Source organism: Oscillibacter sp. UBA6647 (genome assembly GCA_002455655.1).
Lineage (GTDB): Bacteria > Bacillota > Clostridia > Oscillospirales > Oscillospiraceae > Oscillibacter.
In genome coordinates this window covers 8,082-31,413 of record DKLF01000076.1, presented here as the reverse complement: position 1 = coordinate 31,413, position 23,332 = coordinate 8,082, and the positions used below count along the sequence as shown (strand labels likewise).

Annotated in this window: 18 protein-coding genes, 2 pseudogenes and 1 riboswitch; of the genes and pseudogenes, 7 read left to right on the top strand and 13 right to left on the bottom strand. The window is 58.0% G+C overall.

Annotated elements, in window-relative coordinates:
• A partial coding sequence (gene nifJ / locus B2W96_RS05700) for a pyruvate:ferredoxin (flavodoxin) oxidoreductase (protein WP_293009323.1) occupies positions 1–3,333 on the bottom strand: 3,333 nt, incomplete at its 3' end.
• Positions 3,334–3,703: 370 nt separating this feature from the next.
• Here nifJ and B2W96_RS05695 point away from each other — a divergent pair.
• The 3 genes from B2W96_RS05695 (at position 3,704) to B2W96_RS05685 (ending at position 8,035) form a co-directional block, all read left to right on the top strand.
• Positions 3,704–5,221 carry a YifB family Mg chelatase-like AAA ATPase gene (locus tag B2W96_RS05695; protein WP_293009322.1) on the top strand — a complete coding sequence of 506 codons (1,518 nt, stop codon included), beginning with the start codon at positions 3,704–3,706 and terminating at the stop codon, positions 5,219–5,221.
• Positions 5,222–5,373: 152 nt separating this feature from the next.
• Positions 5,374–6,561: a tRNA uracil 4-sulfurtransferase ThiI gene (thiI, locus tag B2W96_RS05690; protein WP_293009321.1), complete on the top strand. Its 1,188-nt coding sequence runs from the start codon at positions 5,374–5,376 to the stop codon at positions 6,559–6,561.
• A gap of 202 nt (positions 6,562–6,763) precedes the next feature.
• Positions 6,764–8,035, top strand: coding sequence for a competence/damage-inducible protein A (locus tag B2W96_RS05685; RefSeq protein WP_293009320.1), 1,272 nt, complete (start codon positions 6,764–6,766; stop codon positions 8,033–8,035).
• A 57-nt stretch (positions 8,036–8,092) separates the two neighbouring features.
• Here B2W96_RS05685 and B2W96_RS05680 read toward each other — a convergent pair whose 3' ends face one another.
• Positions 8,093–8,854, bottom strand: coding sequence for a ZIP family metal transporter (locus B2W96_RS05680; RefSeq protein ID WP_293009319.1), 762 nt, complete (start codon positions 8,852–8,854; stop codon positions 8,093–8,095).
• A gap of 193 nt (positions 8,855–9,047) precedes the next feature.
• Positions 9,048–9,148: riboswitch (purine riboswitch) on the top strand.
• A 54-nt stretch (positions 9,149–9,202) separates the two neighbouring features.
• Between B2W96_RS05680 and B2W96_RS05675 the strand changes: the two genes are divergently transcribed.
• The 3 genes from B2W96_RS05675 (at position 9,203) to B2W96_RS05665 (ending at position 11,553) form a co-directional block, all read left to right on the top strand.
• A complete protein-coding gene (locus tag B2W96_RS05675) occupies positions 9,203–10,453 on the top strand; it encodes an amidohydrolase family protein (protein ID WP_293009318.1) in 1,251 nt (416 codons plus the stop codon).
• 54 nt (positions 10,454–10,507) lie between these two features.
• Positions 10,508–11,317 (top strand): hypothetical protein, encoded by an 810-nt coding sequence (locus B2W96_RS05670; RefSeq protein ID WP_293009317.1) that lies wholly within the window; start codon positions 10,508–10,510, stop codon positions 11,315–11,317.
• 62 nt (positions 11,318–11,379) lie between these two features.
• Positions 11,380–11,553, top strand: coding sequence for a hypothetical protein (locus tag B2W96_RS05665; protein WP_293009316.1), 174 nt, complete (start codon positions 11,380–11,382; stop codon positions 11,551–11,553).
• Between the two features lie 199 nt (positions 11,554–11,752).
• Here the strand turns inward: B2W96_RS05665 and B2W96_RS05660 are convergent, their stop codons facing one another.
• The 11 genes and pseudogenes from B2W96_RS05660 to B2W96_RS05610 form a co-directional block, all read right to left on the bottom strand.
• Complete coding sequence (locus B2W96_RS05660) at positions 11,753–12,223, bottom strand: COG2426 family protein (protein WP_293009315.1); 471 nt, start codon at positions 12,221–12,223, stop codon at positions 11,753–11,755.
• A gap of 73 nt (positions 12,224–12,296) precedes the next feature.
• The gene (locus B2W96_RS05655; RefSeq protein WP_293009314.1) at positions 12,297–13,100 is read right to left on the bottom strand and encodes a hypothetical protein; all 804 of its coding nucleotides are present in this window, start codon (positions 13,098–13,100) and stop codon (positions 12,297–12,299) included.
• Entirely contained in the window at positions 13,094–13,789 is a 696-nt protein-coding gene (locus B2W96_RS05650; RefSeq protein ID WP_293009313.1) for an ABC transporter ATP-binding protein, read from the bottom strand. The genes B2W96_RS05655 and B2W96_RS05650 overlap by 7 nt, the downstream gene beginning before the upstream one ends.
• Complete coding sequence (locus tag B2W96_RS05645) at positions 13,776–14,162, bottom strand: GntR family transcriptional regulator (RefSeq protein ID WP_293009312.1); 387 nt, start codon at positions 14,160–14,162, stop codon at positions 13,776–13,778. The genes B2W96_RS05650 and B2W96_RS05645 overlap by 14 nt, the downstream gene beginning before the upstream one ends.
• A gap of 234 nt (positions 14,163–14,396) precedes the next feature.
• Positions 14,397–15,242, bottom strand: coding sequence for an HAD family hydrolase (locus B2W96_RS05640; RefSeq protein ID WP_293009311.1), 846 nt, complete (start codon positions 15,240–15,242; stop codon positions 14,397–14,399).
• Positions 15,243–15,759: 517 nt separating this feature from the next.
• A pseudogene (locus tag B2W96_RS11835) lies at positions 15,760–16,584 on the bottom strand (PSP1 domain-containing protein); the annotation flags it as partial.
• Complete coding sequence (locus tag B2W96_RS05630; RefSeq protein ID WP_293009309.1) at positions 16,581–17,447, bottom strand: DNA polymerase III subunit delta'; 867 nt, start codon at positions 17,445–17,447, stop codon at positions 16,581–16,583. The gene B2W96_RS05630 and the pseudogene B2W96_RS11835, both read right to left, overlap by 4 nt.
• Before the next feature lie 437 nt (positions 17,448–17,884).
• Complete coding sequence (locus tag B2W96_RS05625; RefSeq protein ID WP_293009308.1) at positions 17,885–18,778, bottom strand: dihydrodipicolinate synthase family protein; 894 nt, start codon at positions 18,776–18,778, stop codon at positions 17,885–17,887.
• Positions 18,779–18,803: 25 nt separating this feature from the next.
• A complete protein-coding gene (locus tag B2W96_RS05620; protein WP_293009307.1) occupies positions 18,804–18,971 on the bottom strand; it encodes a hypothetical protein in 168 nt (55 codons plus the stop codon).
• 77 nt (positions 18,972–19,048) lie between these two features.
• Positions 19,049–20,647, bottom strand: a complete 1,599-nt coding sequence (ilvD, locus tag B2W96_RS05615) for a dihydroxy-acid dehydratase (RefSeq protein ID WP_293009306.1) — start codon at positions 20,645–20,647, stop codon at positions 19,049–19,051.
• Between the two features lie 195 nt (positions 20,648–20,842).
• Positions 20,843–22,261, bottom strand: a complete 1,419-nt coding sequence (locus B2W96_RS05610) for a GntP family permease (RefSeq protein WP_293009305.1) — start codon at positions 22,259–22,261, stop codon at positions 20,843–20,845.
• A gap of 466 nt (positions 22,262–22,727) precedes the next feature.
• On the opposite strand from B2W96_RS05610, the pseudogene B2W96_RS05605 reads away from it, so the two are divergent.
• A pseudogene (locus tag B2W96_RS05605) lies at positions 22,728–23,332 on the top strand (RNA helicase); the annotation flags it as partial.

Genomic DNA, 23,332 nt, shown 5'->3' with positions numbered 1-23,332 from the left:
GCCGGGATAGGCCTCGGCCTCCTGAATGGCCTTGAGGGTCTGGGCGGGGTTAGCGCCCATGGCCACCTGCGCCACGTACACATAGCCATAGCTCATGGCGATCTCGGCCAGAGACTTCTTCTTGACTTCCTTGCCGGCGGCGGCGAACTGAGCAACCTGACCGATGCTGGAAGCCTTGGAAGCCTGACCGCCGGTGTTGGAATAAACCTCGGTATCGAAGACGAAGACGTTCACGTCGTTGCCGGAGGCCAAAACGTGGTCCAAACCGCCGAAGCCGATGTCATAGGCCCAGCCGTCACCGCCGAAGATCCAGGTGGATTTCTTGGCGAGATACTCGCTCTGGGCCAAAATTTCGGAGGCCAGCGTGCAGGCTTCGCAGTTGCACTGGGTCTTGCCCGCAGCCTTCAGCCCCTTCATGTGCTCCAGCATTTCAACCTGCTGCGCACCGAACTTCTCCTTGGCAACAGGGCTGCTCATAAATTCAACAGCCTCATCAACACCCAGAATACCGCACTTCAAAGCGGCGATATACTTCTCGGACGCCTCGGCACTGGCGGCGCTGTCGTCCATGGCATCGAGCCACGCCTGTGCTGCTTCTTTCACAAAGGGCTGGGCGTATTCCACGGCGATGAGGGCCTGTGTCTTTTCCTTCAGGCTGTTGCGAATGGCGTTCTGGCCCAGATACATGCCAAGGCCGAACTCCGCATTGTCCTCAAACAGGGAGTTTGCCCACGCGGGGCCGTGGCCCTCCTTGTTCACGCAGTAAGGAGAGGTGGCTGCGGGACCGCCCCAGATGGAGGAGCAGCCGGTGGCGTTGGCAATATACATCCGGTCGCCGTACAACTGGGTGACCAGACGGGCATAGCTGGTTTCGGCGCAGCCGGCGCAGGAGCCGGAGAATTCCAGCAGAGGCTGGCGGAACTGGCTGCCCTTGACGGTGTTGTCCTGCATGTCCTTCTTGATGGAAACCTCGGAGACGCAGTAGTTAAAGACCTCCTGCTGGGGAGCCTCCTGCTCCTGAGGAACCATGCTCAGCGCACCGGCGGGGCACTGCTTCACGCAAACGCCGCAGCCCATGCAGTCCAGCGGGGAGATGGAAATGGCAAACTTGTAAACGCCCTTGCCCTTGCCCACCTTTACGTCGGCCATCTTCATGGCGGCGGGAGCGGCAGCGGCCTCTTCCTCCGTCAGAGCGAAGGAGCGAATCGTGGCATGGGGGCAGACATAGGAGCACTGGTTGCACTGGATGCACTTCACCTGATCCCAGGTGGGAACGCTGACGGCGACGCCGCGCTTCTCGTAAGCGGCTGCGCCCAGCTCAAACTGGCCGTCCACATGGGGCAGGAAGGCGGAGACGGGCAGGCTGTCGCCGTCCATCTTGCCCACGGGCCACAGGATATCCTCCACCTGCTTGACAAGCGCGGGCGCGCCCTCGGCCCGTCTGGCTTCGGTGGCCTTTGCTGCGTCCTTCCAGTCGGCGGGGACGTTAAACTTCTTGTAGGCGGTGGCGCCCATGTCGATGGCCTTGTGGTTCATATCCACCACGTCCTGACCCTTCTTCAGGTAGGAGTGGGTGGCGGCGTCCTTCATATAGCCCATGGCTTCGTCTCCGGGCAGAACCTTTGCCAGAGAGAAGAAGGCGGACTGAAGAATGGTGTTGGTGCGCTTGCCCATGCCGATTTTGGCGGCCAGGTCAATGGCGTCAATGGTATAGACCTGAATGTTGTTCTCGGCGATATAGCGCTTGGAAGCGGCGTCCAGCTTCTCGGCCAGCTCCTCATCGCTCCACTGGCAGTTGATGAAGAAGGTGCCGCCGGGCTTCACGTCCCGCACGATGGGGAAGCCCTTGGTGATATAGGCGGGAACATGGCAGGCCACAAAGTCGGCCTTGTTGATATAATAGGGGCTGCGGATGGCCTTGTCGCCGAAGCGCAGGTGGCTGATGGTCACGCCGCCGGTCTTCTTGGAGTCGTACTGGAAGTAGGCCTGAATATATTTGTCGGTATGATCGCCGATAATTTTGATGGAGTTTTTGTTGGCGCCCACGGTACCGTCGCCGCCAAGGCCCCAGAACTTGCACTCAATGGTGCCCGCGGCGGCGGTGGAGGGCACGTCCTTCTCAGGCAGGCTGAGATTGGTAACGTCGTCCACGATGCCGATGGTAAACTGGCGGCGGGGCTGGGCCTTTTGCAGCTCTTCATACACGGCGAAGACGCTGCGGGGCGGGGTGTCCTTGCTGCCAAGGCCGTACCGGCCGCCGATGATCTCAGCCTCGCGCCCGGCGTTTGCAAAGGCGGTGACCACGTCCATATACAGGGGCTCGCCCTGGGAGCCGGGCTCTTTGGTGCGGTCCAGCACGGCAATTTTCTTCGCCGTGGCAGGGATGGCGGCCAGCATTTTCTCGGGGGCGAAGGGACGGTACAGCCGCACCTTCAAAAGACCCACCTTCTCGCCGTGCGCATTGAGATAGTCAATGACCTCCTCGGTCACGTCGCAGATAGAGCCCATGGCAATAATCACGCGGTCGGCGTCAGCCGCGCCATAGTAGTTGAAGAGCTGATAATCGGTGCCCAGCTTCTCGTTGATTTTGCCCATGTATTTTTCAACCACGGCGGGCAGCGCGTCATAATATTGGTTGCAGGCCTCGCGATGCTGGAAGAAGATATCTCCGTTCTCGTGAGAGCCGCGGGTGGTGGGGCGCTCGGGGTTCAGTGCGTGCTTACGGAACGCATCCACAGAGCCCATGTTGCACATTTCCTTCAGGTCTTCGTAATCCCACACGGCAACCTTCTGCACCTCGTGAGAGGTACGGAAGCCGTCGAAGAAGTTCACAAAGGGAACGCGGCCCTCAATCGAGGCCAGATGGGCCACGGGGCTGAGATCCATGACCTCCTGCACGTTGCCCTCGCACAGCAGGGCAAAGCCGCTGGCCCGGCAGGCCATCACGTCGGAATGGTCGCCGAAGATGTTCAGTGCGTGAGTGGAAACCGTTCGGGCGGAGACATGAAACACAGCGGGCAGCAGTTCGCCTGCCATCTTATACATGTTGGGGATCATCAGCAGCAAGCCCTGAGAGGCGGTGTAGGTGGTGGTCAGGGCGCCGGCAGTCAGGGAGCCGTGGACGGTGCCGGAGGCGCCCGCCTCGGACTGCATCTCCACCACCTTAACCTTGGTGCCGAAGATGTTTTTCTGCCCAGCGGCGGACCACTGGTCCACCAAGTCTGCCATGGGGGACGACGGGGTAATCGGATAGATTCCCGCCACCTCGGTAAACGCGTAGCTGACATAAGCAGCGGCGTTATTACCGTCCATGGACTTAAATTTTCTTGCCATAAGCTTACCTCCTAATTGTTGCCGCCCGCAAGCGGCGGCATTTTAACGAAGCCACGAATCCGCTTTCCCGAACGATATCCGTGCAAAGTCATTATAGCACCGTGATTTTGCCATGTAAACATTTGCCTTGTGATTCTTTGAACAAATTCTGGTTTTTCTGCGGAAAGTCCAAAAGAACTCGCAATTTTTGAACACTTTTTTCGCGGGAGGGTTTCCATGTCCGTCGTTTTGTGGTAAAATATTTCTACTTTTGTACAGAGCTTCTACCTGTCTACCTTTTTGCCGCTTGTCATACCTCGCCCGCCGGCGTAGTCTGCCGGGGCGGGCGTTTGATACTGCGTTACCGTTAATTGATTTAGGAGGTGGACCCATGGTCGTGTCCATCCGCTCGCTGGGACTGAACGGAATTTCGGGCTACGAGGTGAGCGCGGAGTGCTTTCTCTCCGGGGGTCTGCCCGCATTCGACATTGTGGGCCTACCGGACGCCGCCGTGCGGGAGGCCCGGGAGCGGGTCCGGGCGGCGGTGAAAAACTGCGGGGTGAAATTTCCCGTCAGCCGCATCACGGTAAATCTGGCTCCCGCCAATCGAAAAAAGGCGGGAACCGTATACGATTTGCCTATTTTCATTGGCATTCTGGCCGCAGCGGAGGAGTTGAAACGGCTTCCGTCCGACGCGGCGTTTCTGGGGGAGTTGTCTCTCACCGGGGCGGTGCGGGGAGTCAGCGGCGTGCTGCCCATGGCCATGGCCGCGCGGGACGCGGGGGTGAAGCAGCTCTTTGTCCCGGCGGAAAATGCCGCCGAGGCCACCCTTGCCGGGGGGCTGACGGTTTACGGCGTGGCGGATGTGGCCGCGCTGGTGGCCCATCTTCGCGGCGAAGCGCCCCTCGCTCCCGCGGAGCCGTGGCTCCCGGAGGAGGAGATGGAGGCCCTGCCGGATTTGCGGGACGTGATGGGGCAGGAAAATGTGAAGCGGGCGCTGGAGATTGCCGCTGCCGGGGGGCATAATCTGCTTTTGATCGGCTCTCCCGGTTCGGGAAAGTCCATGCTGGCAAAGCGCCTGCCCTCTATCCTGCCGGACATGACCCGGGACGAGGCTTTAGCCGTCTCCGGCATCTGGTCCGTGGCGGGGCTGACGGACCCGGGCAGGCCGCTTTTGTCCCGCCGACCTTTCCGGGCGCCCCACCATACCTCCTCCGCCGTGGCACTCAGCGGGGGCGGTCCGGCTCTGCGGCCGGGGGAGATGTCTCTGGCCCATAACGGCGTTTTATTTTTAGACGAGCTTCCGGAATTTCACCGGGATGTGCTGGAGGCCATGCGCCAGCCTTTAGAGGACGGGGAAGTCACCGTGGCCCGGGCGGGGGGAACGCTGCGCCTGCCCGCGGGATTCCAGTTGATCTGTGCCATGAACCCCTGCCGCTGCGGCTGGAAGGGGCACCCGACCGGGAAGTGTACCTGCTCCCGGCGGGACGTAGAGCGGTATGTGGAGAAAATCTCCGGCCCTCTGCTGGACCGCATTGATTTGCACATCAACGTGCCGTCGGTTGAATACGAGGCCCTTCGGCGCAAAACCGCGCCGGAGGATTCCGCCGCTGTGCGGAAGCGGGTTCTGGCGGCGCGGGCAGTCCAGCTTGCCCGCTATTCGGGGACGAATGTGACCTGCAACGCCCAGCTTCCGCCCTCCATGCTGGCCGCTTTCTGCGGACTGGACGCAGCGGGAGATAAGCTGATGAAGTCTGCTTTCGAGCGGATGGGCCTTACTGCCCGGTCCCACGACCGGGTGCTGCGGGTGGCCCGCACCATTGCGGATTTGGAAGGATCGGAATGCATCGAAGCGTCCCATCTGGCCGAGGCCGTGCAATACCGCAACACGGAGATTTTAAGAGGTTGAGCGTCCTTTCGGCAGGGCCGGACTGCCGCCGCCGGAATAAAGCCCTGTTATCTTGAGACAGGCTGGGTCCTGTCAAGCCGCGCACTACGGTGAAAAGTGCCTTTTATCAGGGCTTTGCCCCAATATTTCAATTCAACCAATCGGAGGGTTCTATGACAAACCAAGACACGCGGGAAATTTTCCTGCTGAAGCTGGGCGAGGTGGTCCTGAAGGGGCTGAACCGCCATACCTTTGAGGACAAGCTGGTAGGCAACGTCAGCCGCCGTCTGCGCCACTGCGGCAGTTTCAACGTAACTCTGCGCCAGAGCACCATTTATGTGGAGCCCAGGAGTGAGGACTGCGACATGGCGGAAGCGCTGACCGCCTGCCGTCAGGTGTTCGGCGTGGTGAATGTGGCCCGGGCCGTTCCCTGTGAAAAGGACGTGGACGCCATCTTTGAAACGGCGGCGGCATATTTGAAGGATGAATTTGCGGCGGCGAGGACCTTTAAGGTGGAGTCCAAGCGGGCGGACAAGCTGTTCCGCCTGAATTCCATTCAGATTTCTCAGGCCGTGGGCGGCCTTCTGGGGGAGCGGTTTCCCAATGTGGCTGTGGATGTCCACAAGCCGGATCTGACGGTGCATGTGGAGATTCGGGAAAAGGCGGCGTATGTCCACGCGCCCGCCGCCCCCGGCGCGGGGGGGCTGCCCATCGGCATGGGAGGCACCGCGGTGAGTCTTTTATCCGGCGGAATCGACTCGCCGGTGTCCTCGTGGATGATGGCCCGCCGGGGCGTGCAGTTGGAGATGGTCCACTTTGTCTCTCCGCCCTATACCTCCCAGCAGGCGCAGGACAAGGTGCTGGAGCTTGCAAGGCTTCTGACGGCGTGGTGCGGGCGGCTGACGGTGCATATCGTTCCCTTCACCAAAATTCAGGAGGAAATCCGCAAGCACTGCCCCGAGGAGTATTTCACCCTCATTATGCGCCGGTTTATGATGCGCCTTTCGGAAAAAGTCGCCCGGAGCGTTCACGCCGGGGCGCTGATTACCGGCGAGTCTTTGGGTCAGGTGGCAAGCCAGACCCTGCCCGCCCTTGGGGTGACGGAGGATGTGACTACGCTGCCCGTCCTGCGGCCCCTCATCGGCATGGATAAGGTGGAGATTATCCGCCTTTCCCGGTTCATCGGCTGCTATGAAACCTCGATTCTTCCTTATGAGGACTGTTGCACCGTGTTCACTCCCCGCCATCCCAGCACCCGGCCCAATTTAGAGGACGTTCGGGCGGCGGAAGCGCCGCTGGACATCGAGGGACTGATGAGCGAGGCCATGGCGGGCCGGGAAAGAATCCGTGTGAAACCTTGAAATGCGCAAAAGCGAATTTGATTTCCGCCGTGGGGTCTTTTGCGGCGGGGGCGATCTGTCTGACGCTGGCATGGCGAAACGGCTTTAAGACGCTCTATCCCGTGGTCGCCGGGCTGAGCGTTCCTGCAGGAGTAAGCAAGCTGCTTGACTATTTTAAAGCGCGGCACACAGACGAAAAATCCAAAAAGAAGGGCTGTGAGTGATGATGCTTTCCGCTGAAATTCTGGCCGTGGGAACGGAGCTGCTTCTTGGCAGCATCGCAAATACCAATGCCCAAATGCTTTCACGGAGTCTGTCGGCCCTTGGCGTCAACGTGTTCTGGCACACCGTGGTGGGGGACAACCCCGGGCGGCTGGAAGAGGCGCTGGACATCGCCCGGAAACGGGCGGACGTCCTCATCACCGTGGGCGGTCTGGGGCCGACCTACGACGACCTCACCAAGGAGATTGTCTGCCGGACCTTTGGGCGCAGGCTGACGTTTCGTGCGGATATTGCCGAGGAGCTTCGCGGGCTTTACGAAACCGTGTTCCGCGTTCCCATGCCGGAAAACAATCTGCGTCAGGCGGAGCTTCCGGAGGGCTGCACGGTGTTTGACAACCCCGTGGGTACCGCCCCCGGCTGCGCCTTTTACGAGGACGGCGTCCATGTGCTGATGCTGCCCGGACCGCCCGAGGAGTGCGAAGCCATGCTTCACCGCCATGTGGAGCCGTATCTGCGGGGCCTGTCCGATGAAATCATCCTTTCTCACGATATCGTTTGCTTCGGTATAGGAGAGTCCGCCGTGGACCAACTTTTGCGGGAGAAAATGTCCCAGATGAAAAACCCCAGCCTTGCCACCTATGCAAAGCCCGCCGAAATGTGCCTGCGGGTGACGGCCAAGGCCAAAACCTGTGATGAGGCGGAGGCGATGCTTACCCCCGTGGTGGACGAGGTGAAGAAAACCCTTGGGGACGTGGTTTACGGCGTGGACGTCTCCTCGCTGGAGGAGGCTTGCAAGAAGCTTTTGCAGGAACGGAAACTGAGCCTTGCAACGGCGGAGTCCTGCACCGGGGGTTTACTTGCCCAGCGGATGACGGAGCTGCCGGGGGTATCCGCCGTATACCGGGGCGGGGTGGTATCCTATTGGACGTCCGTAAAAGCGGACGTGCTGGGCGTGCCGTGGGCGCTGCTGGACGAATTCGGCGCGGTGTCCGAGCCTGTGGCCCGGGCGATGGCAGAGGGTGTTTGTGCCGTCACCGGCGCGGAGATCGGGATTTCCGTCACCGGTGTGGCGGGTCCGGACGCGGACGAGCGGGGCAACCCCGTGGGCCTTGTTTATCTGGGGCTGCGCACGCCGGAGGGGACCTTTTGCCGAAAGCTCACGCTGGGGCGGCGGAAGCGGGTGCGCATCCGCGCGCTGGCGGCGAACACCGGGTTGGATATGGTGCGGCGGTATCTCGCGGGCCTTCCGCTGGAACCGGCGCGGGAGAAATAAGGGAATAAAAAATAAGCGGACGCGGGGAATTTTCCCGCGTCCGCTTTGCGCTGCTGTTTACCCCAGCGCCACGTCCAGCACCATCATGATGAGAAAGCCCACCACAAAGCCGCAGGTACCGGCGCGGCTGTGGGCCTGGGGGACCAGTTCCTCCACCACCACATACAGCATTGCCCCCGCCGCAAAGCTTAAAAGCCACGGCATCAGGGGACGAATTCCCGCCGCCACCAGCACCACCGCCACGCCGAACAGTGGCTCCACAATGCCGGAAAGCGCGCCGCCCACAAAGGAGCGCAGGCGGCTCCAGCCCTGCTGGCGCAGGGGCAGGGAGATGGCCGCGCCCTCCGGGAAATTCTGTATGCCGATACCCATGGCCAGGGCCGCTGCGCCCGCAAAGCTCTCTCCCTGCGCCGCCAGCGCGAAGGCCAGACCTACCGCCATTCCCTCCGGAATGTTGTGCAGGGTGATCGCGGTGGTCAGCAGAACGGTTTGCTTCCAGCCGGGGTCCGCAATTTCCCTCTCCCGCCGGAGCCGGGGAAGCAGCGCGTCCTGCGCTGCCAGAAAGATCACACCCAGCAGCATTCCCCCCGCTGCCGGGACCCAGCCGGGAATGCGCCATGCCTCTGCCTGGTCAATGGCCGGAAGCAGCAGGCTCCACACCGACGCGGCGGTCATTACGCCCGCGGCAAAGCCCAGCAGTACCCGCTGAATTTTGTCATTTGGTATGTCACGAAAGAAGAAGACTGTGGCGGCGCCCAGCGAGGTCATGGCAAAGGTAAACCCCGTTCCCGCCGCCGCCCACAAAAGCGGCTGAATCATGTAATGGTACCCACCTTTCAAGACGCCTGCCCGCTGCCGGAAGTCCGAAGCCGGATTGCGCGCAAATTGCCCCGCTTTTCCGCTAAGCGGGACACCGCCCATATGCACCAGTATAAGCGGGATGAAGGTGGGAGGTGACGGGGCTTGCAATCCGAGAAAAACTGTGCTATTGTGAAGCTGTTCTCTTATGTTGAGGCAGAAAACTGAAAAGGCTCATATAATTTCGCTGGAAACGGTGCGAAAGTTTCTACGGAGCCGCCGAAAGGCTCTGCTATGGGTGTCCGCTGCACTGGAGTGCAGACGGGCGCTTTTTTCGTTCTGTCGGACTTTTGGAAAGGAAGCGATTTTATGACATCCATTGTAAAAGGCATCCTTGTCTCTGCTCCATCCCTTGGCAAGCTGGAGGTTCACATCCCCGGCTGTCTTGTTTTGGAGGACGGCGTGATTACCGGCGTGTTCGACGAGCTGCCGGAGCGGTACGCCGGCGCGTCCGTGGAGGATTTCGGGGACTGCCTGATTACCCAATCCTTTACGGACCTCCATCTCCACGGACCTCAGTACCCCATGCTGGGCACCGGCATGGATTTGCCGCTGCTGGAGTGGCTGAATGCCTATACCTTTCCCACGGAGGCCCGCTTTGCCGATGAACAGTATGCCCGGAAGCAGTATCGCGCGCTGGCACTGGAGCTGATCCGAAACGGAACCACCCGGGTGTGTATGTTTTCCTCCCTCCACCGGAAAGCCACGCTGATTTTGATGGAGGAACTGGAAGCGGCCGGAGTTACCGGCTATGTGGGCAAGGTGAATATGGACCGCAACGGGGGCGAGAGCTTGCAGGAAACCACGGAGGAATCTATGAGGGAAACCCTTGGCTGGCTGGACGAGTGCGGACAATTTGCCCATATAAAGCCTATCCTTACACCTCGGTTTACCCCCTCCTGCACCGACGAGCTGATGGCTTTTCTGGGGAAGCTGGCGGCGGAGCGGAACCTGCCCGTACAGTCTCACCTGTCGGAGAATCAGGCGGAGCAGGCGTGGGTGTGCAAATTGCACCCGGACTGCGGGCAATACTGGCAGACCTATGCCAAATACGGCCTTTGGAACCAGCGCACCGTGATGGCCCACTGCGTCTTTTCCGATGAGCGGGAGCGGCGGGCTATGCGGGAAGCGGGCGTTACTGCCGTCCACTGCGCGGACTCCAATCTGAACCTTTGTTCCGGCGTGGCGCCCGTTCGGGCGCTTTTGAACGAGGGCGTTAAGGTGGCGCTGGGCAGCGACATCGCGGGAGGGGACACGGTCTCCATGTTCGATGTGACCGCCTCCACTATCCGGGCCTCCAAGGCCCGCCGCATTCTGGACGACTGGAAGACAGATGCACTCTCCGTGGCGGAGGGCTGGTATCTGGCCACCTCCGCAGGCGCGGCGTTTTTTGGCGGCGCGCCTGGGTTTGCAGTGGGGGAGCCGCTCCACGCCATGGTGCTGGACGACGGGGCCCTGCCCCCGCTGCCCACGGCGGAGGAACGGCTGGCCCGGGCCGTCTGCCGCAGGCAGGAAGGGGCCGTGCGGGCGGTTTGGAGCGCGGGGCGCAGAGTTTTGTAAAAGCGTCGGGCAATACCGGAAACTATGGATTTCATGTCCGAAGGAGTGTATCCAGTGAACTGTAAAAAATTTTGTTCCTTACTTGTATCCCTGTTGCTTTTGGCAGCGCTTTCGGCCTGTTCCAAAACCGGGGCAGAGGGGACGACACCTGCTATGCCCGCAGCATCTCTGGCGGCTTCTGCGTCCGCAACATCTGCCATTGCGTCCTCTAACAGCGGAGAGATATTTCTTTACGGTGAGGAGCATGGCATCAAAAAAATAATAGACAAAGAATTTGAATTTTGGCAGGATTATTATGATACGCAAGGCATGCGGCATTTGTTTATAGAAATTCCTTATTATACCGCGGAGTTTTTAAACAGCTGGATGCAGGAGGACGATGACACAATTTTAAATGCGATTTACGACGATTGGGACGGAACCAGTGCCCACAATCCAAATGTGAAAGCACTTTATCAAAAAATAAAAAAGGAGTGCCCCGAAACGATATTTCATGGGACGGATGTGGGTCATCAGAGCGAAACCACAGGGGAGAGATATTTACAGACGCTTGCGGAATCCGGACAAAAATATTCGGAGCAATATCGGCTTGCGCAAGAGGCCGTCCGGCAGGGTGAAATTTATTATGAGAAATACGACGAGGTATACCGCGAAAATACCATGGTGGAGAATTTTATACGCGAGTTTGACCTGCTGAACGGCGAAAATATTATGGGGATTTATGGAAGTGCTCACACTGGGATAGAGGCCATGGAATTTTGCACGGGTGCTGTCCCATGTATGGCGAATCAGCTTTCCGTCCGCTATGGCGCGGCTCTGCATTCTGAGGACCTTTCTTGGCTTGCAAAGGACAGCGACCGCTGAGAGTGGAAACGGTGACGGTTGAGGGAAAAGCGTATCGGGCGTCGTACTTTGGCGAAGAAGATATGACGGGACTTCTGAAGGGCGTTCGGTCAAGAGCATTTTGGCGGCTTGAAACCGCCTATGAGGATTTTAAGGCCCAGCTCAAGACCGGGGATGTGCTGCCTTATGACAACTTTCCCATGCTGGTGGAGGCAGGGCGGGTCTTTATCATTGACTATACGAAAACCGACGGCTAAGTCACGCGCCAATACTATCGTTCGGACGGATACGAGTGGAAAGGGAGACTTTCCACCGAGGAGTTCTCTGTGAACTGATTGGATGGATAGGTCTGTGTTCTGAAATGAAAGGCTGCGCTTTGGTACGATTTTTAAGTCGTACCAAAGCGCAGCCTTTTATGTAATTTCAGGAAATGTTTTCTGAGTGGTGCTGACAATCTCAGAAAAAAAGCCGGATAACGCCGCCGGTAGCCAGTGTAACCAACACCCCCGCAATCAGGACTCCCACCGCGATGGCGGGGAGAGCAAAGCGCATTCGGATGTCCAGAAGGGAAGCCACCAGCGCCCCGGTCCAGGCCCCGGTGCCGGGCAGGGGAATCGCCACCAGAATGATCAGGCCCGCCAGACGGTACTTTTTCACAACGCGCCCTTTCAGGTGCGCGCGGCGCTCCAGTGCGTCAATTTTGGGCCCCCACCACGCACCCTTGCGCAGCCAGGCAAACACCCGGCGAATCAGCAGCATAATTACCGGCACGGGCAAGATGTTTCCCACTGATGCCAGCCAAAAGGATTCCCACAGGGGCAGACCCGCAGCCGCGCCGTAGGGGATAGCCCCCCGCAGCTCCACGATGGGGGTCATCCCCATAATAAAGGTGATCAGCGCGGGAACTGTTGTCTCTGAAATTGCCATAAATCCGCTCCTTCCAATGAAACCGGGACAGCGGAGCGGGAAGAATCCCGCTCCGCTTTTTATTTGATACCGGTTACTGTAAATTGAGGCGCTTTTTCAGCGTAACCGCGGTGACGGCGTAGAAAATTCCGCCGGAAACCAACTCCATACAGATGAGAACGGCCATGAGCTGATGGAAACTGTTCATTCCGCCGATGTTGAAAAGACCGGTAAAAAAGTCCGTGTTTACAAACAGCCCGCTGACAAGCTGTGTGACAAACTGGAATGCGAAAAAGAACAGCACACTCCACGCCGATTTGTGATTGGCGAAGCTGTGGCCCACAGCGATGGCCGCGTAAAATTCAAGGCACAGCACCGCACAGGTAAGAAGCGCCAGCACGATCACCTCTGCCGCCATCATTGGCAGGTTCAGCCCAAATTCCGAAACCAGCTCCTGCACGCCCTCGAAAACCCGACGGAAGAAGGCGGAGCTGAAAATGTCACGCATCAAATCCAGATCGAAGACGCACACCAGAATTGCGAAAGCCTCCACAAGAGTCGTTGCGATAAACCACACGGAGGAGACGATGATCTTGGACCAGACAAGCTGGTGGCCGGAGACGGGCAGGGTAAACATCACGTATCCCTCGTCGCCCATCAGATTTGCGCGAAAGCGCTCTACCATCAGTACGATGGAGATAATCACCAGTGCCGCCATACCGATGCCGAAGGCAAACAGCAGAAGCCCTCCCATCAGATTGGGGAAAAAGCCCGAGGCATTCAGAAGAAATTGCAGCGACAGGTTCGCCGTCAGCGCCAAAACCAGAATGATAAGAAACAGCGGCCCCATTACCCGGGCCGTGGCCCGAAATTCGTGTTTGATCAGTTTTCTCAGCATTTAAATACCTCCCGAAACAGCGCATCCACGCTCATACCCTTCTCCTCCCGAATCTGATCCACGGAGGACTGAAGAACGACCTGCCCCTGATTGATAAAGATAACCTCGTCCAGCACCTGCTCCACATCCGCAATCAGATGCGTGGAGATGATCACCGCGGCCTCGGGATCATAGTTTCCGATAATGGTGTTGAGAATGTAGTCCCGGGTGGCCGGGTCCACGCCGCCGATAGGCTCATCCAGAAGATACAGCTTTGCCGCCCGGCTCATCACCATGATGAGCTGCACCTTTTCCCGGGTGCCCTTGCTCATCTGGCGGATGGTCTGGTCCATGCGGATGTTCAGGTGTGCCAGCATTTCCTCCGCCCGCTCCCGGCGGAAATCCGCGTAAAAGTCCTGATAAAAGTCCAGTAGCTTCCGGGTGCTCATCCACAGGGGGATGCAGGTGCGCTCCGGGAGATAAGAGACAATGGCGTGGGTCGACGTACCGGGAGCCACTCCGTCCACCAGCACTGCGCCGGAGTCGGGCGTCAGCAGGCCGTTTGCCAGCTTGATCAGGGTGGTTTTGCCGCTTCCGTTGGGACCCAAGAGTCCCACAATGTGGCCCGGCTCCACCGTCAAGCTCAGGTGGTCCAGAGCCGATGCGCGGCCGTAGCTCTTCGTAAGCTCAATGCATTCAAAAATCGCCATGCGTTAAACCCTCCCCCGTGTTTTCCCGACGCACCAGCGTCAAAATTTCTTCCTTATTAAATCCCAATCGGGTCATTGCCGTCAAAAAATTCTGAATCTGGCGGTCTGCCAGCTTTCGCTTTGCCGATTCGATCATCGCTGTGTCCTCCGTTACAAATCTGCCTGCGGTCCGCTGGCTGTATACCAGTCCGTCCCGCTCCAGTTCCGTCAAAGCCCGCTGCATGGTGTTGGGATTCACCCCGGCCTCCACGGCCAGGTCCCGCACCGATGCAAGTCGCTCTCCCGGCGGAAACGCGCCGGATACGATGCCCACCTTGATCTGCTCAATCAATTGAGAGTAGATGGGTGCGTCACTTGAAAAATGCCACTTCATACCGCACCTCCTGTTCTATTGTTCTAGGCAAGTAATACAATAACACAGATTTGCCGTTTGTCAAGATCTTTTTAAAAAAATATGAAACCCGTGAAGGGCCGTGTAAAGCGGCCCTTCAAAAACCCATTCCTTTCGTGAGGCAGCCGCTTCCTGCGGAAAATTTTGCGGGCAAGGCAAGCGCACAAAAAAATTTTACACAAAAGCAAAAAGGACATAGGGTTTGTATCGCCGCCGTCAGGAATAGCGCTCCTCCAACGCGGCAATTACCTCCGCCAGTGCATCGTCCCTGGCATCGCAGACAAGCCGCGCCCCACAGCGGGCCACCTCGGGCACGCAGTTGGCGGGGGCGAATCCCTGAGAGGCCCACGCCAGCATAGTCAGGTCGTTGCGCTCGTCGCCCACTGCGTATACATGCTCCGGCGCAATGCCGAGATGCGCCGCAAGGCGGCAGAGCATCCCGCCCTTGTCTGCGCCCTTTGCGGTAAGCTCCAAGAGGGTTTTTCCGGAGTAAATCAGCTCGTATTCCGCGGCCCAGTTCCGGCTGCGGATAAATTCCTCGGCCTGCACAAGGTCCCAGTGCTCCGCTTCAAACAAAAGCTTGCTCAAAGGCAGGGGTGCTTCCGTCAGGCGGGGAAGCGCCCGCACCCGCACGCCGGTGAGATGTTCATGGGCGCGGATAATATGGTTCACCTGCACCGCGTGAATGACGCTGTCTAAGTGATATGCTTCCACCCCCACCCGGGGAAATGCGTCCAGTACCTCCTGCCCTCTCTCGCGGCTCTGCTCGGGTAGAAGTGCCGTCTCCAAATATTCGCCCTTTTTAAAGTCGTAAATCGCCGCCCCGTTGCACACCACACTGGGCGCGTTCATAGGGACCAGCGGGGCCAGCCGCTCAAAAGCGGGCAGCGCCCGGCCGGTGGCCACGGTAAAGCGCCCGCCTTGGGCCATAAAAGACTCCAGCGCCGCCCGGTTTCCTTCCGACAAAGGCGGGACGGGCCGGCCAGAGCGCAGAGCCTCCTCGGTATAAATTAAAGTGTTGTCAAAGTCGCTGGCTAGCAATACGCCGTCAAACTTTCCCATGCCGTTCCTCCCAATTTTATAAAGGCGGGAAGAGGAATTTTCCCTCTCCCCGCCGTTCGTTTTTAAGTGTTTATTCTCCGGAGACGCCCCCGCCTTGGCCTTGGCCGCCTCCTCCGCCCCCTCTGCGGCGGCCGCCCCTGTGATGAGGGCGGCGGACAGCCTGCCCGCCTTCGCTTTTTTCCGCGCGGGGCTTTTCCCCGGCGGGCCGGTCGCCCTTGGGAGGCTGCGGCTTTGCCGGTGCCTTGGGCTTGACGGGATGGGGCTGCTGGTTTTTTTCGGGCGCGGCGCCCTGCACCGCAGGTTTTTTCACGGTGGAGCCGCTCTTTCCGCCGCGATGGCGACGGCGGGAAGAACTCCGGCGCTCGCCGTCCTGCGGAGGAGTAATACGCTCCCTGCTGGGCAGGTCTTCCAGCTTTCCCATGGACATCAGAGGCTCGGAGGAAACAAATTGCAGAATGTCCTCTTCCTCCCGTTCTTCCACGTAGCGCTCGGGCCGCTCACGGGGGATCTCAATGCCCTCCCGGCTGCCCTTGCCGTTGCGCAGGACCCGGATTTCACAGTTGTGGTAAGTCTTCTGCGGCTCCGGCGCGGAGTCAAGGCTCACCTTCACGGTTTCACGTAGAAGATTCACGCTGCGCACGTTGCCGGGGCCGTCCGGCGTCTGCACAAAGGACTCGGCCTTCGGCATCCGCTTCATGGCGTCTTCATAGGCGTTCTGTTCGTATTTCAGGCAGCACATCAACCGCCCGCAGGTGCCGGAAATTTTAGCGGGGTTCAGGCTGAGGTTCTGCGTTTTAGCCATTTTAATGGAAACAGGTAAAAACGAGTCCAGAAACTGGGAACAGCAAAAGGGCCGTCCGCAGATGCCAAGGCCGCCGATCATCTTTGCCTCGTCCCGCACGCCAATCTGCCGCAGCTCGATCCGCGCCCGGAACACCCCGGCCAAATCCCGCACCAGCTCCCGAAAATCCACTCGCCCGTCGGCGGTAAAGTAAAAGATGATTTTGGTCCCCTCAAAGCTGAAGGAGACGTTTACCAGTTTCATGTCCAGCCCGTGATCCTGAATTTTTTTCTCGCAGACGTCAAAGGCCTCGCTTTCCCGTTTGCGGTTGTATTCCACGGTGTGCCGGTCGTTCTCGGTGGCCATGCGGACCACATTGCTTAAGGGGCGGACGATGGCGGAATCCTCCACCTCGTGGTTCCCCTCCGTACAGGTGGCAAACTCCGGTCCCTGCGCCGTTTCCACGACCACCTGATCGCCCATTTTAATTTGCCGGTCCCCCGGGGCAAAATAATAATTTTTACAGCCGCCACGAAAGCGGACGCTGATTACTTCGGTCAAAGGATACCCTCCAATTCGACGGCCAGGGCGCCCAGCACGTGGTTGACCCCCACGTTGTACGCGCACTCCCGGCAATATGACTGCAACAATTCTATTGTGTGCATAATTTGCTGTTTTGTCAAGTTTTTTGAAAGGAACCGGGCTGCTTTTTCACTCTTTCCCAGCACTTCCTGTCCATAGAAGATCAAAAGCGCATCTGCAAACAGGCCGTGTGCCTGCTCCAAAAGGGTTTGAAGAGCCTCCCGGTCTGTCTTTTTTCGCTCCAGCTCCACCAAAAGCTCCGTCACCGCGCCTCGCTTTTTTTCGCCCACGGCACGGCAAAGGGCCTCCACCTCGGCGGACAGCTCCGTCGCGTCGCCGCCCTCCGCTTCCGGGTGAAGCCTGATTTCCACGCAGCGGGAGCGCAGGGTTTGCAGCACCGCCGCCGGGTTTTCCGCGCAGAAGAGGAACGCTGCATAGGGCGGGCCCTCCTCCACGATTTTCAGCAGGACATTTTGATCCTGCTCCGTCAAAAGGGCGCAGTCTTCAAAAATATAAACCTTCCGCGCCCCCTCGTTGGGGCGGATATACGCGTCCGACCGGACGGCGCGCACCGCGTCCACGGAGAGGTTTTTATGCTCTTCGTCCCGCACGGCGGTTACGTCCGGGTGAATGCCGCCCAGAACCTTGCGGCAGGCGGGGCACACGCCGCAGGGCGGCTCCTTTTCTGCCGTGCATTCCATCGCCGCGGCGGCAAAGAGGGCCGCGCCCGCCCGGTCGCCCGGGCCGGTGAACAGCAGCGCATGGGCCAAAGCACCCCTTTGCGCAGCGGCGCGAATGCGGGCCGCTGCCGGTGTGTTTTTCAATTTTTCCAGCTCCGCCATGGGAACCTCCCTTTTCGAGGACTCCGCCTTCGGCGGGCGCAAACGGGCAGACCGTCCACTTTACTAATATTGTAACACGGTTTCGCGGAAAATGGAATTCTGAATTTTAATAACGCGAGAAGTAAAACAAAATTTTTGCAGGCTGGATAAAAAACGATGCAAAAGCGCGGGATATTCAAAACAAAGTCGCCGCCGCGACACAGATGTAACAGGCTCTTTGCGGGGCTATCTGTCTGCATTTTTCGCGCTGCGCTGCCGCCGTACAAGCAGATTCCACAGGGAAATTCGCACCTGTCTGCCCTACACAGGAACATAAAGCGAGGATGAGAACCGATTCATATCGGTTCTCATCCTCGTTTTTTCGTATTCAGGCTACTTTTTCTGTATTCTCTCTATATATTGCGGGCTTCCCGCCCAAGTGTGTGGCGTAGCGCTGTTTACAGAATGTTTTCGCGGCCCAGCAGCTCAAGAATGCGGGCGTCATCTTCTACCGTGGCGTTGGGCATGGGGAATGTACCAGCGCTATTTGTGCAGATTCCGCGCAGACGGGCCGTCTCCTTGATGACAGGCAGGAAAGGACTGCGGATGGCGTACAGATCCATCAGGCGGTCAATGCTCTGCTGCCCTGCTGCGATGCCGTCCAGATTGTTTTCCCGGAAGGCGCGCACCCACGCGGTGCATACCTCGGGCACCACATTGCTCAGCGCGCCGATGCAGCCGTTGCCCCCGGAAAGAACGTTGTGGGCAAAGTTATCGTCAAAACCGGAATAAACCTCAAAAGAGGGAATCAGAGGCTTGATCAGTTTGATCAATTCCCGGGTATGGTCCATTCCGGAGATAGTATCCTTAAAGCCCACGATGTTGGGGTGCATCTGGGCCAACTGAAGCACCGTTGCGGGCGGAATGGTGTAGCCCGTGTTATCGGGGAAATTATAGATATAGATCGGGCCGTGAATTTCTCTGGCCAGTCGGTCGTAATACTGAAGCAGGGCTTCAGCTCCGAAATGAAAATAGTATGGCGGGAGAATCATCACCGCGTCGGCGCCCGCGTCCAGACACTCGTTAGAAAAGTCGATAATCTGCTGCGCCACCATGCTGGACGTGCCAATAATCAGTTTCACACGATGGTTAATGCGCTCAATGGCAAACTTCGCCATAATGCTGCGCTGTTCCATGGGCATTGCGAAAAATTCGCTGGAACTCCCCTCCACCAAAATGCCGTCGATGCCCTTTTCGATCAGATTCTCAAAGAGTTTTCCCTGACTTTCCAGATCCAGAGTACCGTCTTCGTGAAATAATGTGATGGCCGGCGCGAGATAAGCTGCTTGCATAATTAATTCCTTTCAGATTCCCGGTTTATTCCAGACCTGCGCCCTTCATAGCGGAGATAGCGTGGTCTGTGTAAAGCTTATAGAAGCCCTTGCGCTTCTCACGGGGCAGAATGCCCGCCTTGGAGCGCTCTTCCAAAACCTTTGTGGCCTGCTCAATGGAGCAGGGGACGCCGTGGATACCGGTGACGTTCATGGTTCTCTCCATAATATCGTAGGAGATNNGGCTGCCGGCGGCCCCATCGCTTTTATCGAAGAGGGCGACATTATCTCCTACGATATTATGGAGCAGGGGACGCCGTGGATACCGGTGACGTTCATGGTTCTCTCCATAATATCGTAGGAGATAATGTCGCCCTCTTCGATAAAAGCGATGGGGCCGCCGGCAGCCGCCTCGGGGCTGACGTGGCCAATGGCCGCGCCGCGGGTAGCACCGGAGAAGCGTCCGTCGGTAATCAGGGCGACCTTGCCGTTGAGACGTTCATCGCACACGATGCCCTCGGTGGTCATGAGCATTTCGGGCATGCCGCAGCCACGGGGTCCCTCGTACCGGATGACGATAATATCGCCGGGGTTAATTTGGCCTTTGACCACAGCGGCATAGGCGTCCTCTTCGTGGTTGAACACACGGGCGTTGCCGGTGACTTTCCACTGCTCCTCCACGCAGGCGGAGTATTTGACCACGCTGCCTTCCGGGGCAATATTGCCCTTGAGGATGGCGACGCTGCCCTTTTCGGGGGCCTTATCCACCGGGAAAATCACCTGATCACGGGTCAGGCCGTAATTTTCCAGATATCCGAGGTTGCGGTTGAACCAGTTGTCCCGCTCCAGATCCTCCAGATTTTCGCCCAGCGTTTTGCCGGTGACGGTCATCACGTCCAAATCCAGCATGTCCTTGAGCATCACCTGTACCATGGGCACGCCGCCTGCAAACCAGAAGGATTCGGTCAGTTGGGCGCCGGAGGGATTGATGTTACCCAGATGAGGCACCTGATGGTTGATTTCGTCAAACAGCTCGATGGGTAGCTCATAACCCAGCTCCCGGGCAATAGAGGGCAGATGGATGGTGGCGTTGGTGGAGCCGCCGATGGCGCTGTGGACAATGATGGCGTTGCGGAAGGCGGCGGGGGTCATGATCTGGCTGGGGGTGATGCCCAGCTTAACCAGATTCAGAATCTGCCGTCCGGCCTGACGGGCATACTGCAAAATATCGCGCATAGTGGCGGGAACCAGAGCGCTGCCGGGCAAAGCCAGACCAATCGCCTCCGCCATGCATTGCATGGTGCTGGCGGTGCCAAGGAAGGTGCACGCACCCACGGAGGGGCAGCCGGTGAGCTTATAGTCCCGGACCTCCTGCGGCGTAATGGCGTCCTTGCGCTTTTGCCGCAGGGAGATGTCGCCCGCCACCAGAGAGGTGGTCATATGGGGGCCGGGCCGCATGGATCCGCCGGGCATAAAAATGGTGGGGATGTCCATACGGGCGGCTGCTTTCAGGTGGGCGGGAATGGATTTGTCGCAGCTGGAGGAGAGGATCATACCGTCCCAAGGCACGGCGGATGCGTGAACTTCCACCATGTTGGCAATGGCCTCGCGGGAGGCCAGCACCATGTTCATGCCGTCGTGGCCCTGCGCGCAGCCGTCGCAAACGTCCGTGGCATGGTATTGAGCAGGAAAGCCTCCCTTTTCAAACACGCCAAACTTGGCCTGCTCGGCCAACTGATTGAGATGGACGCTGCCGGGATGGGAGTCACCGAACACGTCTTCAATCATGATCTGGGGCTTGGTAATGTCGGTGTCGTCCCAGCCGGAACCCATTTCCAGCGCGTCGAACTGCGCCCAGAGGGCTCTTTCCTTAATGCTCTTCTGATTCATAGAATGTTTCTCCTTTTTAACGGCGGAGCTTTACATAATTTTGCCGAAGCTCCTGTTTTCCTGTTTGGCTGCATAAAAATCGGGAAAAGGCCTGCCGCTGCATCCACAGCGGCAAGCCATTTTCTCCTTAGGCATTGCGCTTACAGGAGAAGGTACTGGCTCCCCTGTGATATTGTGTGGAATCCTTTGCCGCGCTTAGAACAAGCCGATGGCGGCAAAGATGAAAATCAGGACAAAGCAGGTAACGCCGGCCACAACATCCGGAATGGTGATGTACTTCAGGCCCTGCTTGAGGTCCAGGTTGAAGAATTTGCTGATAACCCAGAAGCCGGAGTTGTTGACGTGGTTAAAGATCATGGTTCCGGCGCCGATGGCCAGAGCGGTGGAGATGGGGGTCAGGCCCAGAGAAGCCATCATGGGCATGATAACACCGGCGGCGGTCAGGCCGGCAGTGGTCATGGAACCAACGGCGGTCATCATGATCACGCCCACCAGGAAGGGGATCAGCAGACCCGGCACGCCGGAGTCGGCGATCACCTGGCTCAGGCCCTCAATGGCGGGAGAGGATTTGATAACGGTGGCGAAGGCGCCGCCCATGCCGGTAATCAGCAGCGCGGGCAGGGCAACTTCCATGCCGCGGGCAAACCAGCTGTTGAGCACCACGTCGCGGAAATCCTTGGGGTCCTTGCCGGTCACATCCTCGTTGCTCTTGCGCACAGAAGCCTTGTGGGCGATGGCCAGGAAGATGGTGTAAATCACGCCCAGACCCAGAGCAACAATCTTATCGCCCAGAATGTCGGTGATACCACGAACAGCGGAATCAGCATCGGGAATGGCCATCTTCACGAAAGAACTGAAGGCAATCAGAAACACAGGAATCAGAATTGTCATGAAGGAAGCAAACGTGCCGGGCAGGTCTTCGCCCTTGATGAGAATGTCGCTGACCTTGTCGGAATTGGTCTCTTCAATCTCAGCCACAACGGCGGGGACCGGCTCAACATATTCCTTGTCGGTCCACTTGCGCAGCGCCAGCCAAGTCACAAAGAACGCAATCAGGGAAACCAAGATACCCCAGGAGATGGTCAGACCCAGATCAGCGCCCAGCATGATGGACACAGCCAGAATGCCGGGGGTGGGGGGGACCATGGCATGGGTCAGGTTCAGGCCGGTCTGGGTAAAAGCGGCCATTTTGCCCATGGAAATGTGCTTGCGCTTGGAGAGGACGTTTGCGATGTTGGAGGTCAGGATGGTGGTGATATCGCCAAACACGGGGATAGACACCACATAACCGGTCAGAGCAGGTGCCAGCTCCAGATTTTTGCCGTGGAACAGGCGAATAAAGAAGTTAGCAATCGATTTAGCCGCGCCGGTATCCTGCACACCCATTGCCAAAATCGCGCCCAGCATAATGGGGATGCCCAGGCTCTGCAGGGTGCCGCCGAAACCGGCATTGATGTTCACCAGAGATTCGGGGAAGGAGAAGCCCATGACCAGGGACATGACCAGAGCCACAGAAAACAGGGAAAACACCGGGTGCAGCTTTGCTTTCATAATCAGCAGCATCAGCGCTGCAATGGAGAGAACCAGGATTACCAAAAATACGCCAGCAGACATGATAAGTACTCCCTTTCCTTTTGGATTTATGCGTTTGCCATAAATGAGTCGCCATACACACATGGGGCTTCGGCGCATACATGCGATGCCATGTGAAGCAGTATAACCACCGCGACAGTAGCCATACCCAGCACCCCCTCACAAAGCCATTATTCCGCTATACGGAATTGCATTCCGAAATATAGGAATAAAAAATATCCCGGCCGGGAATACATCGCTTATAACAGTTTTATATACTTTTGCGAAATTTTTGTCAAGCACGCAAAGACCTTTTCAGCACTTCCTATGAATCGGGTTAATTTTTTTGTTAATCTTGCTAATTTTTTAAGGATATGAGTTGAAAAAAATCTTTTGCAAGCATTTTCTGCAGAAGAAGTAAGACCCGGAATTATACAAAAATTCTAAAATATTTCAGTCCAAATAGAGACTGATGGTTCAAAAACACGAATGGCGAGGTAATATCCGAATGAAGAAAGAGCGTAAGCAGCGCCTTGCCTTTGAGCGCGTAAGGCACAATTTTTCCCAAATTCAGCGACAGGCATCTTCGTCCCGTGCCCGCAGCCTGTGGCACAACGAGAGCTCTATCCGCAGCCAGCTCCGGCAGCTTGGAAATCTCACGCTGGCCGATTTTCCAGACGGACAGGCCGTCTATGACCAATATACCGCGTTGCTGGATGATGTGTCCCGGCGAGTGCTGGAGCAGTATAATCGCAAGACGGGAACAAATTACAGCTTTGATGCCGTTGTGGAAAAAAACCGTGCCGAGTATCTGCGCTCCGGAATTCTCTCGGTACTGCTCTCAGACCATATTCCCGGAATGGTCCGGGAGGAATTCCGCCGTCTGCTGCCCCGATATCCGCAGGACGAATACCCGGAGGCACGGCGGGAAAAGCGAATGTTTTATCTCCACCTGGGGGACACAAATACCGGAAAGACCTATCAGGCGCTGCTTCGTCTGCGCCAGAGTTCATCAGGAATTTATCTGGCGCCGCTGCGAATTTTGGCGCTGGAAAATTATGAGCGACTGAATGCAGAGGGCTTCCCTTGCAGCCTGCTTACCGGTGAGGAAGA